This window comes from Bradyrhizobium sp. 149, assembly GCF_023073915.1.
Lineage (GTDB): Bacteria > Pseudomonadota > Alphaproteobacteria > Rhizobiales > Xanthobacteraceae > Bradyrhizobium.
Genome location: NZ_JADPKK010000019.1, coordinates 547,175 through 563,715, shown reverse-complemented (window position 1 = coordinate 563,715; position 16,541 = coordinate 547,175). Strand labels below are relative to the sequence as shown.

General features: G+C 65.5%; 14 protein-coding genes. 8 read left to right on the top strand and 6 right to left on the bottom strand.

The features are described 5' to 3' along the window. The first annotated feature begins 138 nt into the window (after positions 1–138). From IVA88_RS14465 to IVA88_RS14455, 3 genes are read left to right on the top strand one after another with little or no spacing between them, the layout of a single operon-like run. Entirely contained in the window at positions 139–1,272 is a 1,134-nt protein-coding gene (locus tag IVA88_RS14465) for an ABC transporter permease (RefSeq protein ID WP_247497899.1), read from the top strand. Positions 1,273–1,274: 2 nt separating this feature from the next. Further along, positions 1,275–2,045, top strand: coding sequence for an ABC transporter ATP-binding protein (locus IVA88_RS14460; protein ID WP_247497898.1), 771 nt, complete (start codon positions 1,275–1,277; stop codon positions 2,043–2,045). Positions 2,046–2,061: 16 nt separating this feature from the next. Beyond that, complete coding sequence (locus IVA88_RS14455) at positions 2,062–2,940, top strand: MlaD family protein (protein WP_247497897.1); 879 nt, start codon at positions 2,062–2,064, stop codon at positions 2,938–2,940. 199 nt (positions 2,941–3,139) lie between these two features. Here IVA88_RS14455 and IVA88_RS14450 read toward each other — a convergent pair whose 3' ends face one another. Both IVA88_RS14450 and IVA88_RS14445 read right to left on the bottom strand, forming a co-directional pair. Then, positions 3,140–8,782 (bottom strand): negative regulator of septation ring formation, encoded by a 5,643-nt coding sequence (locus IVA88_RS14450; RefSeq protein WP_247497896.1) that lies wholly within the window; start codon positions 8,780–8,782, stop codon positions 3,140–3,142. Between the two features lie 143 nt (positions 8,783–8,925). After that, entirely contained in the window at positions 8,926–9,180 is a 255-nt protein-coding gene (locus IVA88_RS14445) for a hypothetical protein (protein WP_247497895.1), read from the bottom strand. On the opposite strand from IVA88_RS14445, the gene IVA88_RS14440 reads away from it, so the two are divergent. After that, positions 9,179–9,553, top strand: a complete 375-nt coding sequence (locus IVA88_RS14440) for an Hpt domain-containing protein (RefSeq protein WP_247497894.1) — start codon at positions 9,179–9,181, stop codon at positions 9,551–9,553. The genes IVA88_RS14445 and IVA88_RS14440 overlap by 2 nt on opposite strands. 165 nt (positions 9,554–9,718) lie before the next feature. Further along, on the top strand, positions 9,719–10,039 hold the full coding sequence (locus IVA88_RS14435) for a 2Fe-2S iron-sulfur cluster-binding protein (protein WP_007602043.1): 321 nt from the start codon (positions 9,719–9,721) through the stop codon (positions 10,037–10,039). A 33-nt stretch (positions 10,040–10,072) separates the two neighbouring features. On the opposite strand, the gene IVA88_RS14430 is transcribed toward IVA88_RS14435, so the two are convergent. Then, a complete protein-coding gene (locus IVA88_RS14430) occupies positions 10,073–10,540 on the bottom strand; it encodes a thioesterase family protein (protein ID WP_247497893.1) in 468 nt (155 codons plus the stop codon). Between the two features lie 182 nt (positions 10,541–10,722). Between IVA88_RS14430 and IVA88_RS14425 the strand changes: the two genes are divergently transcribed. The 3 genes from IVA88_RS14425 to IVA88_RS14415 all read left to right on the top strand — a co-directional run bounded on the left by IVA88_RS14425 (position 10,723) and on the right by IVA88_RS14415 (position 13,207). Then, complete coding sequence (locus tag IVA88_RS14425; RefSeq protein WP_247497892.1) at positions 10,723–11,751, top strand: NAD(P)/FAD-dependent oxidoreductase; 1,029 nt, start codon at positions 10,723–10,725, stop codon at positions 11,749–11,751. Between the two features lie 125 nt (positions 11,752–11,876). Next, entirely contained in the window at positions 11,877–12,479 is a 603-nt protein-coding gene (locus IVA88_RS14420) for a DUF2147 domain-containing protein (protein ID WP_247497891.1), read from the top strand. Between the two features lie 380 nt (positions 12,480–12,859). Continuing rightward, complete coding sequence (locus tag IVA88_RS14415) at positions 12,860–13,207, top strand: hypothetical protein (protein ID WP_247497890.1); 348 nt, start codon at positions 12,860–12,862, stop codon at positions 13,205–13,207. A gap of 56 nt (positions 13,208–13,263) precedes the next feature. Here IVA88_RS14415 and IVA88_RS14410 read toward each other — a convergent pair whose 3' ends face one another. The 3 genes from IVA88_RS14410 to garD all read right to left on the bottom strand — a co-directional run bounded on the left by IVA88_RS14410 (position 13,264) and on the right by garD (position 16,525). After that, positions 13,264–13,527, bottom strand: a complete 264-nt coding sequence (locus tag IVA88_RS14410) for a hypothetical protein (RefSeq protein WP_247497889.1) — start codon at positions 13,525–13,527, stop codon at positions 13,264–13,266. Between the two features lie 207 nt (positions 13,528–13,734). Next, positions 13,735–14,940: a mandelate racemase/muconate lactonizing enzyme family protein gene (locus IVA88_RS14405; RefSeq protein WP_247497888.1), complete on the bottom strand. Its 1,206-nt coding sequence runs from the start codon at positions 14,938–14,940 to the stop codon at positions 13,735–13,737. 43 nt (positions 14,941–14,983) lie between these two features. Further along, on the bottom strand, positions 14,984–16,525 hold the full coding sequence (garD, locus tag IVA88_RS14400; protein ID WP_247497887.1) for a galactarate dehydratase: 1,542 nt from the start codon (positions 16,523–16,525) through the stop codon (positions 14,984–14,986). Positions 16,526–16,541 lie beyond the last annotated feature (16 nt).

Sequence of the window (16,541 nt, the reverse complement as noted above, 5' to 3'; positions counted from 1 at the left end):
ACTCTGGCGAAATCTGAACCTGCTGGTTACCTCTAGCAACTAAGGTTAACCAGTTGGGGATACCTTCTCCGGGTAAGGGCGCGTGCGCAACCATCTGATTTCATCCGTTTCTCGCGCCCCGGCACGGGAGCGGACATCTTGAGCGGCGATCCGAAGCTGGAACGGATTGCGAAAGGCAATGCGCTGGCACTCTGCGCCACCGGAGCCTGGACCGCGAGCTTCGCGCCGGTCCTGGAGCGGATGGTGGCTGACGCCGAGAAGCTTGCCGGCGGTTCGCAAAGCATCTTCATCGATGTTTCCGAGGTCGCCAAGCTCGACACCTTCGGTGCCTGGCTGATCGAGCGGCTGCGCCGGAGCCTGACCCAGGGCGCCGTCGAGGCGCAGATCGCTGGCCTCTCCGCCAATTATTCGAGTCTCGTGGACGAGGTGCGGCGGGTCAGGGCGACGCCCGTCATCGACACCAGCACGATCACCATCACCGGAATGCTGGACCAGATCGGCCGTGCCGTGGCCGGGGTCGGCGGCACCGTGGCAGGCCTCATCGACATGCTCGGCGCCGTGCTCGCGGCGGGCGCGCGCACCTTGGTTCACCCGCGCTCGTTCCGCCTGACCTCGACCGTGCATCATCTCGAGCAGGTCTGCTGGCGCGCGGTGCCGATCGTGGTGCTGATCACCTTCCTGATCGGCTGCATCATTGCCCAGCAGGGCATCTTCCATTTCCGCAGGTTCGGCGCCGACATCTTCGTCGTCGACATGCTCGGCGTGCTGGTGCTGCGCGAGATCGGCGTTCTGCTGGTCGCGATCATGGTCGCGGGCCGCTCCGGCAGCGCCTACACCGCCGAGCTCGGCTCGATGAAGATGCGCGAAGAGATCGACGCGCTGCGCACCATGGGCTTTGATCCGATCGAGGTGCTGGTGCTGCCGCGCATGCTGGCGCTGGTGATGGCGCTGCCGATCCTGGCCTTCCTCGGCGCCATGGCCGCGCTCTACGGCGGCGGTCTCGTCGCCTGGCTCTATGGCGGCGTCGATCCCGAAGCGTTTTTGCTGCGCCTGCGCGACGCGATCTCGATCGACCATTTCATCGTCGGCATCGTGAAAGCACCGGTGATGGCCGCCGTGATCGGCATCGTCGCCTGCGTGGAAGGGCTCGCCGTGCAGGGCAGCGCGGAATCGCTAGGCCAGCACACGACGGCGTCGGTGGTGAAGGGTATCTTCTTCGTCATCGTCATGGACGGCGTGTTCGCCATCTTCTTCGCCTCGATCGGGATGTGACGATGGCAGGCGAGATCCAGAACCCCATCATCAGCGTCCGCGACATCACCGTGCAGTTCGGCGCGACGCGCGTGCTCGACGGCCTCAACCTCGACGTCAAGCGCGGCGAGATTCTTGGCTTCGTCGGCCCTTCCGGCGCGGGCAAGTCGGTGCTGACGCGGACCATCATCGGCCTCGTGCCGAAGCTCGCGGGCAGTATCGAGGTGTTCGGCGTCGACCTGGATTCCTCCAATACGTCGCAGCGTCGCAACGTGGAGCGGCGCTGGGGCGTGCTGTTTCAGCAGGGCGCGCTATTCTCCTCGCTCACGGTGCGGCAGAACATCCAGTTTCCGATGCGCGAATATCTGCGGGTGTCGCAGCGGCTGATGGACGAGATCACCATCGCCAAGCTCACCATGGTGGGTCTCAAGCCCGAAGTCGCCGATCGCTTTCCCTCGGAATTGTCGGGCGGCATGATCAAGCGCGTGGCGCTGGCGCGCGCGCTGTCGCTCGACCCCGATCTCGTCTTCCTGGACGAACCGACCTCGGGCCTGGACCCGATCGGCGCCGGCGACTTCGACGAGCTGGTCAGGACCCTGCAGCGTACTTTGGGGCTGACCGTTTTCATGGTAACCCACGATCTCGATAGCCTTTACACAGCATGTGACCGCATCGCCGTTTTAGGGAACGGTAAGATCATTGCGGCAGGGTCGATTGCCGACATGCAGGCCTCGCAGCATCCCTGGCTGAGACAATATTTCCATGGCAAGCGCGCTCGCGCGGTGATGGGCTGAGGTGCCGGAGTAGCTGATGGAAACGCGCGCAAATTATGTGCTGATCGGGTCGTTCACGCTGGCGGTGATCGCCGCCGCGATCGGCTTCGTGTTGTGGTTTCAGTCGTTGCACACCACCAAGCAGCGCAGCCCCCTGCGCGTCGTGTTCGAGGGCCCGGCCGCGGGCCTGCGCAACGGCGGCAGCGTCAATTTCAACGGTATTCGGGTGGGTGAGGTGGTCTCGGTGAAGCTCGACAACCCGCGGCGGGTTGTCGCACTCGCCATGGTCGAGAACAACGCTCCAATCCGCAAGGACACCCTGGTCGGCCTCGAATTCCAGGGCCTGACCGGCGTCGCCGCGATCTCGCTCAAGGGCGGCGAGGAGGCCGCACCGTCGCCGCCGCTTGACGAGGACGGCATCCCGACGCTGACCGCCGATCCCAACAAGCTCCAGGACGTCACCGAGGCAATCCGCGGCACGCTCCAGAACATCAACAAGATCGTCGCCGACAATCAGGAATCGGTGAAGAACTCGCTGAAGAATCTCGAGACCTTCACCAACTCGCTCGCCCGCAATTCCGAGAAGATCGACGGGGTGATGGCCAAGGTCGACGGCGTCATGCTCAAGGCCGATAGCCTCATGCTCGGCCTCAACACGCTCGCCGGCGGCAAGGACGGCGGCGAGCTGTTCCTGGCGGTGAAGTCGATCCGCGAGCTGGCCGACGATTTCGACAAGCGCTCCGGCGCGCTGATGACGGACGGCCGCCGCACGCTCGGCGACATCAGCCGCGCCGTCAACAATTTCGATCGCAACCCGACCCGCGTGCTGTTCGGCGCCAGCAACAGCGCACCGGCGGCCGCGTCGCCGCCGCCAGAGCCGCCCAAGCCCGCCACGCCGGAGCGCAGGCGGCAGTAGGCGCGTTCCACTCGTCTCTCACCTCGTCATTGCGAGCGAAGCGAAGCAATCCAGACTATCTCCGCGGGGGCAGTCTGGATTTGCTTCGTCGCAGGAGCTCCTCGCAATGACGGTGCTTGCGCAACGACGTTCCCCAAAACAAAAACGGAGCCCGCGAGGGCTCCGTTCTTCATCGCTATTCGTTATCGCGGCGAACCGCTTACCCCAGCCGTCCCGCGCTGTGCGCGAGCAGCGTGTACACCAAGCCCGTCTCCGAGGTCAGGTGGTTGCGCAGCTCCTGCGGGCCGCGGCCGTCGCGGGCGACTTCGTCGAGCAGGCGTTCGAATTCCGCGACATAGCGGTCGACCGTGCCCTTGAAGTTGCGGTCGGAGCGATACTTGCGGGCGACCTCGTCGAAGGCTTTCTGGCCGGCGGGCGTGTAGAGGCGCTTGGTGAAGGCCTTGTTCTCGCCGCGCTGGTAGCGGTCCCACATCTCGGACGCGAGGTTGCGATCCATCAGCCGGCCGATGTCGAGCGACAGCGATTCCAGGGGATTGCCGCCACCTTGCGGAGCCTGCGGCTGCGGAGCCGGTGCAGCTTGGCGGCCGCGCTGGGCTTCACGTCCGGTCGGCGCACCCTGGTTGGCGTCCGTGCGGCTCAACAGGTCCGAGAGCCAGCCGTCGCGGCCCTGGTCGTTGCCGGCCGGCGCAACCGGCGGAGCTTCGGTGCGGCGCGAGGAGGCCGGCATGCCGAGGTCCGGCGGCGGCAGCGTCGAGGCGCTGGCGCTCTCGCGCATACGCGTCTCGGTGCTGCGGGCGCCGACGGTCGCCAGCATCGGCTCTTCCTGGCGCTGCACGCTGGCGCGGCCCGCCGTGGAGACGTCGAGGCCACGGCCGTGCTGGGCCACGATGCGGTTGAGCTCGGCGAGGGCTTCGATCTGGTCGACGATCACCTTGCGCATCTGCGCAGTGCTCTCGGCGGCCTCCTGCGGCATCTCGAGCACGCCGCGGCGCAGCTCGTTGCGGGTGGCTTCGAGCTCGTTGTGCATCTCGAACGCCATCTGCTTCATGCTGGAGACGAGGTTGGTGAACTTCTCGGTCGACTGCTTGAACATCGCATCCGCCTCGTCGGTGGTCTGGCGGTAGATGTCGTGCATCGCCTCGACGGTCTGCCGGTGCTCCTCTTCGGAGGCCGATCGCACCGCCTCGAACTGGCGGGTGATCGCGGCGGAACCGGCGCCGGCAGTCTCGGCCACGACGCGGGCGATGTCGCGGGCACGCTCTTCGGCGGCCGCCAGCGATTCATCGAGCAGGCCGGTGAAGCGCGACAGGCGCTGGTCGAGATCGGCCGTGCGCAGGTCGATTGTGGTGACGAGCGATTCCAGCGCCAGCTTGCGTTCGGCGAGCGAGGCGGTGGTGTTCTTGTTGCTCTGCTCGACGACCTGTGCGGCTTCGACGAGTGCCTTGCCATGCGCGTCGAACTGGGTCGACAGCTCGCCGAGATCCTGGAGCGCCCGCGTGGTCTTGCTGTTGAAGACGTTGAGCTGGTCTTCCAGGTTCTGCGTCGCGGCGCCGTTGCGCGAGGTGACGTCGTTCATTGCCGAGACGAAGTCGGCGACACGCGTCACCAGCGCCCGCTCGAGCGAGTTGAGGTTGTCGTGCGCACCGGTCAGCACTTCCTGGAGCAGGATGTTGCCTTCGCGCAGGCGCTCGAACAGCGCGACCGTGTCGGTACGCAGGATCTTGCTGGTCTCCTGCATCTCGGTGACAGCCGCGATCGAGACCTGGCGCGACTGGTCGATCGCCGCGCGCGAGGCCTGCTCGAGGTCCTTGAGCGACTTGTTGACGGCACCCGTCGCCATCTCACTTGCCGAGTTGATGGTCCGCGCCACTTCGGAGCCGTTGCCCATCATCGTCTGCGAGAACGCATGGCCGCGCGTCTCGATCGACTTCAGCGCGTCGGAGGTGACGCGGTCGATGTCGAGCGTGAGCTGGCTGGTCTTCGAGCCGATCGCGTCCACGAGCGAGCCGCGCTTGGCGTCGATCATGTTGGCGAGACGGTCGGACTGCTGCTGCACATAGGTGACGATCTCGTCGGTCTTGCCGGTCATGGCCTGGCCGAAGCTGCTGCTGGCGGCCAGCACCGAGCGCTCGACGTCCGCCGAGCTCGACTTGACCCGCGAGCTCGCCTCGTTGGATGCGTTGATCAGCGCGTTCTGGGCGTTGAGCGCGCTGGTCTGGATGTCGTTGGTCGCGTTCGCGGCGGCCGTGCTCAGCGTGCGCTCGATCTCGCTCGAGATCGTGCGGATCTGGCTTGCGGCATCCGCCGAGGTCGACGTCAGCGAGGTCTGCGCCTCACGCGCGCTGTTGAGGATGGTCGAGGCGGTGTCGGCACCGACCGAGGTCAGCGTGCGCTCGATGTCCGTGGTCAGCGACTTGATCTGGCTCGCAGCGTCCGTCGAGGCGGAGATCAGCGTACCCTGAGCCTCGCGTACGCCGCTGGTGAGCGCCTCGATGGTGGCGCCGCCGGCGGTCGCCAGCGCGCGCTGCATCTCGGCCGCCAGCGAACGAACCTGGCCGGTCTGTTCGGCGGAGACCGCGAGCAGGGTGCTCTGGGCATCGCGGGCGCTGGTCGTGATCGTCTCCGCGGTCGACTGGCCGACCTGCGAGAGCGACCGGTGCACTTCGGCGGCGAGAGACTTGACCTGGTTCGCCGCATCCGAGGACGCGTTGACGAGCGTGCTCTGGGCTTCGCGGGCGCCGGTCATGATGGTCTCTGCCGTCGCGGTGCCCGCCATCGAAAGCGAGCGCTGCACGTCCGAGGACAGCGCCTTGATCTGGTTGGCGGTCTCGCTCGAGGCCGCGATCAGCGCGCTCTGCGCATCGCGGGCGCCGGCGGTGATCGATTCCGCCGTGGTGGAGCCGGCCATCGACAGCGAGCGCTGCACGTCGGCGGTGAGGGTCTTGACGTGGTTGGCCGCGTCCGAGGACGCCGTGACCAGCGTGGTCTGCACCTCGCGGGCACCGGCCAGGATCGAGGCTGCGGTCGCCGAGCCTGCCGACGACAGCGTGCGTTCGACGTCGGCTGCGAGCCCCTTGATCTGGTTGGCGGCATCGCCGGATGCGGCGACCAGCGTCGACTGTGCTTCGCGGGCACTGCTCAGGATCGAGTTCGCGGCACCGGTGCCGACCGCGGTCAGCGCGCGCTCGACCTCGGCGGAGGTCATCTTGAGCTGCGCGTTGACGTCGGAGGAAACCGTCATCAGCGACTGCTGCGCGGTGCGCGCACCGGTCTGAATGGTCTCGCTGGTATTGACCACGAGGTTGGTGAGCGAGCGCTCGGCGTCCTCGACATGCGAGCGGATCGCGGTCGAGATCATCTCGGCGCGGGACATCATGTCCTCGCTGGCCTGGCGTCCGCTGCTCTCGATGCGGCCGGCGACGGCCTCGACGCGCGAGCCGAGCAGGTCCTCGAACTGCGCCACGCGCACGTCGATGTCGCTGGCGACCGAGCCGACCTTGGTCTCGATGGCGTACTGGATGTCCTGGAAGCGCGCCGTGACCGTGTCGGTCAGGTGCGTGCTGCGGCCGTCGATGATCTCGGTGACGCCGGTGATGCGGCGGTCGACCGCCTCGATCGCCTGCGCGGTGCCGTCCGTGAGCGTCGAGGTCAGGAGCGTGAGGCGGGTATCGATCGACTGCACGGCCTGCGAGGCGCCGTTCGTCACCGCGGTGGTCAGGTAGGTGAGGCGCGTGTCAATGGATTCGAGCGCCTGCGACGCGCCGCCGGTGAGGGTGGTCGTCAGATGCGTGAGGCGCGTATCGATCGACTGGATGGTCTGCGATGCGCCGTCGGTCAGCGACGACGTGAGGTGGGTGAGGCGGGAGTCGATCGACTGGATCGCCTGCGCGGCACCGTCGGTGAGTGACGAGGCGAGCGTGTTGAGGCGTCCGTCGATGGTCTCGGTGACCGACTTGGCACGGGTATCGAACGACTGTTCGAGCGCGGCGACGCGGCCGACGAGCTGCTCGTCGAAGGTCTTGATGTGACCGTCAATCGTCGAGTCTAGGCTGGAGATCTTGCCGTTCAGCGAGGCATCGAGGTTGCTGACACGTTCGCCGATCGTGGTCTCGAACTGCACCAGGCGCTGGTCGAGCACGGCCGTGATCGCACCGCCGTTGGCGGTGAAGCGGGTGTCGAAATTGTCGACATAGGTCTTCAGAGACTCATGGATATCCTGCGTGCGCTGGCCCATCCGATCGACGATCTCGCCGCCGAAGGTCTTCACGGTGCGGTCGAATTCGGAGATGTGGCGGGTGATCAGCGCACCCAGCGTGCCGGAGTCGCGGGCGAACTTCTCGACCAGCTCGGTGCCCTGGTTCTTCACCAGCTCGTCGAAGGCGCTCATCTGGAGCGACAGCGAGTCGTGCGCGGTCTCGGTCTGGCTGACGACCTTGGCGACCAGCGTGTTGACGGTGGCGTCGAGCGCCTCGCTCGCCTTGTCGCCGGAGGTCATGATCTGGCCGGCGAGGCGGTTGCCGGCGTCGTCGATCTTGGCGGAGAGGTCGTTGGAGCGCAGCTCGAGCTCGAGCAGCAGCGAGTCCGACGAATTCTTCAGGCTGTCGTGCACCTGCTCGGTACGCTCGGAGATGCCGTCGACGATCGCGGCGGAGCGCTGCTCGAACTCGCCGGTGATGCGGTCGATGCGCTCGTTCAGCATTTCGTGGACGCGGTCGGCGAGGTCGACGAACTCGTCGTGGACGTGGCCGGTCTTGAAGTTGAGGCTGGTGGTCAGCCGCTCGCTGGCGTCGAGCACGGCGCGCGTGGTCTCGTTGCTGGCCTCCTCGAGGCGGTCGAGCAGGTCGCCGCCGCGCTCGCCGAGCGCGAGGATCATGTTGTCGCCGGCGTTGCTGAGCGCACCAGTGATGTGGGCGCCGCGCTCTTCGAGCGCGCCGGTGATGGACTTGGCGACCTCGTCGACGCGTGAGGCGATCGCGTCCGAGATCAGTGCGATGTCATGGCGCAAATCGATCTGAACGCCGGAGATGGCGCTGCGGACCTGCTCGGCCTGGCCGACCAGATTGTCGCGCTGATGCGCGATGTCCTGGAGCAGGGCGCGAATGCGGACTTCGTTGTCGGAATAGGCGCGTTCGAGCGCCGCGACCTCGTTGGCGACCAGCGTCTCGAGCTCGCCGGCGCGCGCGATGGCCCGCTCGATGCCGTCGCCCATGGCCGCGACCTCGCGGCGGATGGCTTGGCCGACGGTGACCATGGAATCGGAGGCCGAGCCCTCGGGCTCGGAGAAGCGGATCGCGACCTGCGCCATCGCCTGGGCGATCATGCGCATTTCTTGACCGCGCCAGACGAGGCTGGCAAGGAAGTAGAACAGCATGATCGGCGCGAAGAACATCGCGATCAAGCCGGCGATAACGAGCACGCCGCCGCTCTGGCCCATGGCGGCCTGGATCGAGGGCAGGAAGCCGACCGTCAGCGCGGCGCAGGCGGCGAGCCAGACGCCGGCGAAGATGGTGGCAAAGGTGTAGACGCTGCGGGCAGGGCGGCCCTTCTGAAGGGCCTGCAGCAACTGGCCGATGGTCTCACGGTCGTCGTTGGCTGCGCGGCGCGAAGAGCGCGGCTCCTCGATCGGGTCGAACATCCCGCGCTCGTTCGCGGCAGGACGCGGGTCGAAGCTCGGCTCGTCGAAAAGCGGAGGAGCGGGCGGCGCGACCGGAGGCAACGTTTCGTTGCGCATCGAGGCGTTTCGGCTGGTGTCCGCAGCCGTGTCGCTGATGTTCAGGGCTTCCTGGATCGCAGAAAGCGCAACTTCTGTGGGGTCTTTGACCTTTTTCGGAGTGTTCGCCATGTTCAGTCCGAGCCCTCGTTACTTGTACGCGTCCCCCCGCGAGCTCTGCGCGCTACGCAAGCCCACAGTCCGGATCATGCCGCTTGCGCGGATCTCCGAGCCGTCCCCACCCGGACGGCTTGTCCGCCAATTTCTCCAACATCCTATTGGCAGAGCGTCGCGAATGAAATGCCTGCGATTAAGACATTCTTAATCATCGTTAACAGGATCGGGCCGTAAGGCCTTAGCAATAAATGTAATTCTCCACCGAACTCGCCGGATTGCGGCAACTTTTCGTCAATAAACGGGCAGATTTGCGCAAAACCGCCGGAACATTTCGTTAACCATTTCCATGCTTGGGTGGAGGGAACTTGACCGCCGGACCGGCGGACATCGCGCGATGCCGGGGCCTGCGCCATGACGCCTGAACTGCAACGGATGAACTGGATGCCCTCGCCCCCGCTTGCACCCATCGACAGCCCGCTCGACTTCGATCACCTCTCCCGCATGACGCTCGGCGATTCCGAGCTGGAACAGGAAGTGCTGGCGATGTTTGCCGAGCAGGCCGTGCGCCTGATCGCGGCGATGGCAGCGCTGCCGGCCGAAGCCGGCGCACTCGCCCACAAGCTCAAGGGCTCAGCACGCGGGATCGGCGCCTTTGCGGTGGCGGATGCCGCAGCCAGCCTGGAGACCGCGATCCGGACAGGTCAGGGCAGGCCGCACGCCTTCGCCGCGCTGAAAGAGGCGGTGACCGAGGCTCGCGCCGCGATCGCAGCGATCCTGAAGCCTTAGGGCGATAGGGCGAGAGCCGTGCCCTAGTCTTTTGTTTTGACGGGTTTTCTTCCCGCCAAGCGGTATTCACGACTTACCAAAACGCTATGGCGCCGGGCTGACCGACCCGTTATAGGACAGCCCGGACCCTCCTTCATTCTCAAGATCGCGGCAGCACGAGCACACATGGCCAAAATTCACTTTGTCGATCACAAGGGCGAAACCCGCACGGTGGACGTCGAGAACGGCGCGACTGTGATGGAAGCCGCCATCCGCAACAGCATTCCCGGCATCGAGGCCGAATGCGGCGGCGCCTGCGCCTGCGCCACGTGCCATGTCTATGTCGACGAAGCATGGCGCGAGAAGGTCGGCAGCCCGACGCCGATGGAAGAGGACATGCTCGACTTCGGCTTCGACGTGCGCCCGAACTCGCGCCTGTCCTGCCAGATCAAGGTCTCCGACGATCTCGACGGCCTCGTGGTCGCGACGCCGGAACGGCAGGCCTGATCCTTCTGACAAGCCTGATCCTCGTTGATTGAACTATGAGCTCGGCGGCGCGACCTCGATGCCGCGCTTGTGCCAGGGCCTGAGCTTCTCGAGCACTTCCGCGGTGAGCGGCGTTGGCCGGCGCGACACCTCGTCGATCATCACGGCGACCGACGTCGCTGACGCGATGCACTTTCCTTCCGAAAACACGACCTGCTCGAACGTCACTGACGTTCGTCCCAGCTTCACGACGGCGAGGCCGAGTTCGATCGTGCCCGGCCAATGCAGCTCCGCGCGAAAATGGATGTCGAGCCGCACGATGATCCAGGCGAGTCCCGGCGGCGTCAGCCCATATTCCGGGAGCTTCATCAGCGTGACACGGCCGGTCTCGAAATAAGTGGCGTAGACAGCGTTGTTGACGTGCTGGTTGGGATCGAGATCGCCGAAGCGGACATTGTCGCTGATGCGATAAGGGTAGTCCTCCAGGCGCGGCGTCGTATCGAGGCGGCTTGGTGCGTTCACCGATTGATCTCCGTCATATCTTTGCTCGTTACAGCCCAGTTATCCTGACCCGGCAAGTGGGTGCGGCTGCGGGGCGCTCCCGCTTTTATGCCTTCCCTGATCCATCCCCGTTGGCTAGACAGGCAAGGTCACCTCTGCCCGCCGGGCGCCGTCCCACCGATAACGACCGATAAAGAGACGACATGAGCGACGCGATCAAAACCGATGTGCTGATTATTGGCGCCGGCCCCTGCGGTCTGTTCGCCGCCTTCGAGCTTGGCCTTCTCGACATGAAGGCGCATTTCGTCGACATCCTCGACAAGGTCGGCGGCCAGTGCGCCGAGCTCTATCCGGAAAAGCCGATCTACGACATTCCCGGCATTCCGCGGGTTTCAGGCCAGGGCCTCACCGAAGCGCTGATGGAGCAGATCAAGCCGTTCCATCCGACCTTCCATCTCGGCGAGATGATCGAGACCGTGGAGAAGATCGGCGATCCCCTGTTCCGCTGCACCAGCGACGCCGGCAAGGTGTTCGAATGCAAGGTGCTGGTGATCGCGGCCGGCGGCGGCTCGTTCCAACCCAAGCGTCCGCCGGTGCCGGGGATCGAAGCTTATGAAGGAAGCTCGGTGCACTACGCCGTGCGCAAGATGGAGACGTTCCGCGACAAGGACGTGCTGATCGTAGGCGGCGGCGATTCCGCGCTGGACTGGACGCTCAATCTGCATCCGATTGCCAAGCGCATCACGCTCCTGCACCGCCGCGACGATTTTCGCGCCGCCCCCCACAGCGTCGAGCAGATGCGCGCGCTGGTAGCCGGCGGCAAGATGGATCTGCGGCTCGGCCAGGTCACCGCGCTGTCGGGCACCGAGGGCAAGCTGACCGGCGCCACCGTCAAGGGCAACGACAACAGCGTGAGCGAAATTGTCTGCGACACCATGCTGCCGTTCTTCGGGCTAACCATGAAGCTCGGTCCGGTCGCGAACTGGGGCATCTCGCTGGAGAACAATCTGGTGCCGGTCGAGACATCCGCGTTCGAGACCAACGTATCAGGCATCTTCGCGATCGGCGACATCAACACCTATCCCGGCAAGATCAAGCTGATCCTGTGCGGCTTCCACGAGGGCGCGCTGATGTCGCAAAAAGCCCATCGCTACGTCTACCCGGAGAAGCGGCTCGTGTTCCAGTACACGACCTCGTCCTCCAGCCTGCAAAAGAAGCTTGGTGTCAACTGACGGCCAGCTGCGAGGGCGGCGATGGCCCATGTTTCTGGTGCTGGAACAGTTCGCGAAATCGCCGTAGTCTGCGGCCATTGCAGTTGGTGGCTTAGCAAGGTGATTGGCTCAGCAAGGTGACGATAATGCGGACTCTTTTTTTCAGCTTTCGGCTGTTCTCGCTGCTCGCGCTGGCGATGTCGCTCGGTGCGATGAGCCCGGCTGCGGCGCAAGTGCAGCAGCCGACCGCCGCAGGCCTCTGGCAAAAGGTGGAAGACGGCAAGACGGTGGGATGGTTTCTCTTCGTCGACCACGGCGGTGTGTTCGAAGGCGTCATCGCAAAAACCTTTCCGCGGCCCGGCGACGATCCGAACGAGGTCTGCGCGAAATGCACGGACGATCGCAAGAACGCGCCGGTGCTCGGGCTCTCCTTCATCCGCGACATGAAGCGCGACGGCTTGAAGTATGACGGCGGCAACGTGGTCAATCCGCGCGACGGCAACATCTGGAAGGCCAAGATGACGGTCAGCCCGGACGGGCAGACGCTGACTATGCGCGGCTTTCTCGGCATCTCCCTGTTCGGCAAGGACGAGACCTGGACGCGTCTTCCCGACGCCAACATCGCCCAGGTCGATCCCGCGATCGTCGCGAAATATCTCCCGGCGCAAGCGACCGCCGCGACCAAGCCGCTGCCCGCGCCCGCGGCGAAGAAGGGCGGCGCGATGATGGCGCCGGCGCCGAAGCAGTAGGGCCTACCTCGCGTACTGTGCTGCCTGAACTTCTGTAGCTCCACACGGCGCCGTGATTTCCCGTCAAGGCGGGGAATCCAGCACGCCGCAGGTTCTCCGTGTTCGCACGCGGCGTCCGTGACGACCGTGCGCAATTGCATGCGGCCGGCGATGACAGCGGAGATCGTGGCGCACGAGCAGCGGGTATATCCGTCGAAAGACGAGCGCGTGCCCGCCGCCCTCCAGTAGTTCCCCGGAATGCGCGCTGGCGCCGGATTTGCATAGCTGTCGCAAAGCTGCTGGGGAGCGAGTCGTGGTCTCTGTGCCCTTCTGAAGGGCACAGAAGGCGGACGACGTCGTCTGTCCCCTGCTGCGAGGATTACGATTCGCGAGAAGACGACATGCGACTTGCACGATTATGTGCCGCTGCGCTGCTGGGACCGCTAGCGACCCCGGCGCTGGCGCGCGACGACGGGCGCTACGCCAACTCACCGTTAAAGCCCTGGTTCGAGAGCCTGCACAGCGAATACGGCCAATGCTGCTCGGATGCGGACGGCTATATGGTTGCCGATGTCGACTGGGAATCCGACCAGGGCCGTTATCGCGTGCATCTCGACGGCGAATGGGTGGTCGTGCCTGACGGCGCCGTCATTACCGAGCCGAACAAGATCGGCCGCACCATGGTGTGGAAGCACTATATCGACGGCCATCCGCGCGTGCGCTGCTTCATGCCGGGCAGCATGACGTAGAATGAAGCGTCATCCCGGGCGACGCAGAGCGTCGAACCCGGAATGACGGTGGAGGTTCAGCGCGCCTCGCGCGCCGTGTCGGCGCTGGCAAGCCGCTTCACGCGCGGCGACGGCACAGACACGGGGGAGGCGGGCATGCCTGCGACGATCATCGCGGGCGCAGCCGACTGCTCCTCGACGCCGGCACCGCCGAGCACCTGCACTTGCATCGCCGAGATCGGAAAGGACTTCACTTCGTAAGAGGGAAGCTCGCCGGCGAATGCACCGACCGAGTTGGCAATCATGGCAGCGGCAGCGGCAATCATCGAAAGAGCGCGCATTGGAAAATCTCCGTGGAAAAATGGCAATCGGAGGTTTTGTCGCGGCGATGCCGCGACAGGTTCGCTTGTGTGCGAACATTCGATCGCCAGGCTCGGATATATTTGATTGCATGATGTCGCCGCGACGAAGCGTGAAAGAAACTTACGGCGCCAATGTTTCCGGACGGTTTCGGGGGAGCCGTCGCGCGGTGACGTTTCGCGCGTGTCTTACGCGCCGAAACGGGACTCTCGCACCACCGCATCCGCACGGCGGCGCACGTCGGGATTGAGCGCAAGGCCCAGGCCGGGGGAACGCGGCGCAGACACGACGCCGTTGTTCACGGTCGGCAGCGCGGTGACGAGATCGCGGTACCAGGTCGACAACGTCGCACGCACGACCTCCTGGAAGATCGCGGTTGGCGCATGCAGCGCCAGATGCAGACCCGCCATCAGCGCGACCGGGCGGGTGCAATCGTGCGGCGCGAGCGGCTTGTTGTAGGCTTCTGCCAGGGCGGCGATCTTGCGCGCTTCGCTCAAGCCACCACACCATGCGATGTCGAGCATCACCACGTCGATGGCGTCGGCCGCGAGCAGATTGCGGAAACTCGCAGCGCCCGCCAGGGTCTCGCTACCGCAGATCGGCGTCTTGACGCGCCGACGCAGGTCGGCGAGGCCCTGCACATCGTCCATCTTGTCGAGGGGATCCTCGACCCAGAACACATTGTAGTCTTCCAATGCGCGGCAGATGCGTTCGGCCGCCTGCGCGCCCCACAGGCTGTGCAGCTCGCACATGATCTCGATGCGCTCGCCGACCGCGTCGCGGATCTTGCGGAATGGCTCCAGCCCGGTCTTGAGCTCGGTGAGCGAGATCGAATGTCCGCCATCGGCGGCAAAGGGGTCGAATGGCCAGATCTTCATGGCGCCATAGCCCTCGCTCAAAAGGCTTTCGGCGAGCGCGCCGGCGTCGCGCATGAACGCGATCTGGTCGTCATAGGGACCGAGCGATGCATCGTCCGTGCCGATCTCGCGCCGTTTGGCGCTCTTGGTGTTGTAGGCGTAGCCGGCGCAGGTGTTGTAGGCGCGGATGTCGAGCCGGCTCGCGCCGCCGAGCGCCTCGTGTACGGGAATGCCGTGACGCTGGCCCTTGATGTCCCACAGCGCGATGTCGATGGCGCTGGCGGCACGCACCTCGGCGCTGACGCTGTGGAAGCCGAGATAGGGCGTCAGCAACTGGCGCGAGATCGCCTCGATGCGGCGGGAGTCCTGGCCGAGCACCAGCGGTGCCGCGAGCTCATGCACGGCAGCCTCAACGGCCTGGGCGCCGCGAAAGCTTTCGCCGAGGCCGGTGAGCCCTTCATCCGTTTCGATCTCGACCCAGATCAGGTTCGGTCGTTCCTCAATGCGGATCGTGCGCAGGGTCGTAATGCGGGACATTGAGACGTCCTCTTGATGTTCTGTTAGCATCCGCGCGCGGCGCTCAGGTCACCGGCGCCGGATTGAACAGCGTCAAATCGTTGTGGATGCCCCAGCGATCCGACCAGGGTTGCGTGCGGCCGCTGGCGACGTCGAGGATCAGGCGGAACAGGTCCCAGCCGGTTTCCTCGATGGTCTTCTCGCCGGTCGCGATGCCTCCCGCATCGAAATCGATCAGGTCCTTCCAGCGACGCGCGAGCTCGCTGCGGGTGGCGACCTTGATCACGGGTGCGGCGGCAAGGCCATAGGGCGTGCCGCGGCCGGTGGTGAACACCTGCAGCGTCATGCCGGAGGCGAGCTGGAGCGTGCCGCAGATGAAGTCGGACGCCGGCGTTGCCGCAAACAGCATGCCCTTCTGGGTCGCCTTCTCACCGGGCGCGAGCACGCCGGTGATCGCGGACGAGCCGGACTTGACGATCGAGCCGAGCGACTTCTCGACGATATTCGCCAGGCCGCCCTTCTTGTTGCCCGGCGTGGTGTTGGCGCTGCGGTCGGCGCCGCCGCGGGCCAGATATGAGTCGTACCAGGCCATCTCGCGCACCAGTGCGCGGCCGACGTCCTCGTTGATGGCGCGTCGCGTGAGCAGCTGGATCGCGTCGCGCACTTCGGTGACTTCCGAGAACATCACGGTGGCGCCGGCGCGCACCAGCAGGTCCGCGGCGAAGCCGACGGCGGGATTCGCGGTGACGCCGGAGAAGGCGTCGCTGCCGCCGCATTGCAGACCGATGACGAGATCGGCGGCCGGGCAGGTCTCCCGGGTGCGCTTGTTGAGGATTTTCAGGCGGGTTTCGGCCTGGGTCATGATCGCGTCGACGATCGCGCCAAAACCGTCGAAGGCTTCGTCCTGCATGCGCACGATGGCGTTGCTGACGCCTTCCGGTACCAGACGCTCGGGCGCAAGCTTCTCGCAGCCGAGGCTGACGACCAGAATCTCGCCACCGAAGTTCGGGTTCTGCGCGATGTTCTGCAGCGTGCGGATCGGAATCACCGCGTCGGGCGCGGTGATGGCGACGCCGCAGCCATAGGCATGCGTCAGCGGCACAACGTCGTCGACGTTCGGGTATTTCGGCAGCAGCTCGGCGCGGATGCGCTTCACGGCATACTCCATCGTGCCCTTGACGCACTGCACGGAGGAGGAGATGCCGAGGATGTTTTTGGTGCCGACCGAACCGTCCGAATTGCGAAAGCCCTCGAAGGTAAAGCCTTCGAGCGGCGGCAGCGGCGCGGGAACGGCGGTCGAGATTTCCAGCTTGTCGAGGGCAGGGGCCTCCGGCATGCGGATGCGCGCTTCATCCACCCATTCGCCGGCCAGGATCGGCGAAAGCGCGTAGCCGATCACCTCGCCGTAGCGGATGATCGGTGCGTCCTGCGTGATGTCGACCAGGGCCGTCTTGTGGCCTTGCGGCACGAAGGCGCGCAGCGTCAGCCCGCAGGCAAAGCGGGAGCCGGCGGGAAGCCCGAAATCATTGACCACGATCGCGACGTTGTCGCGATCGTTGAGCTTGATGTAACGGGGCTGTTCTTTCGCTGCGACGTCCTGGTCCATTTGGTATTCCGCGTGG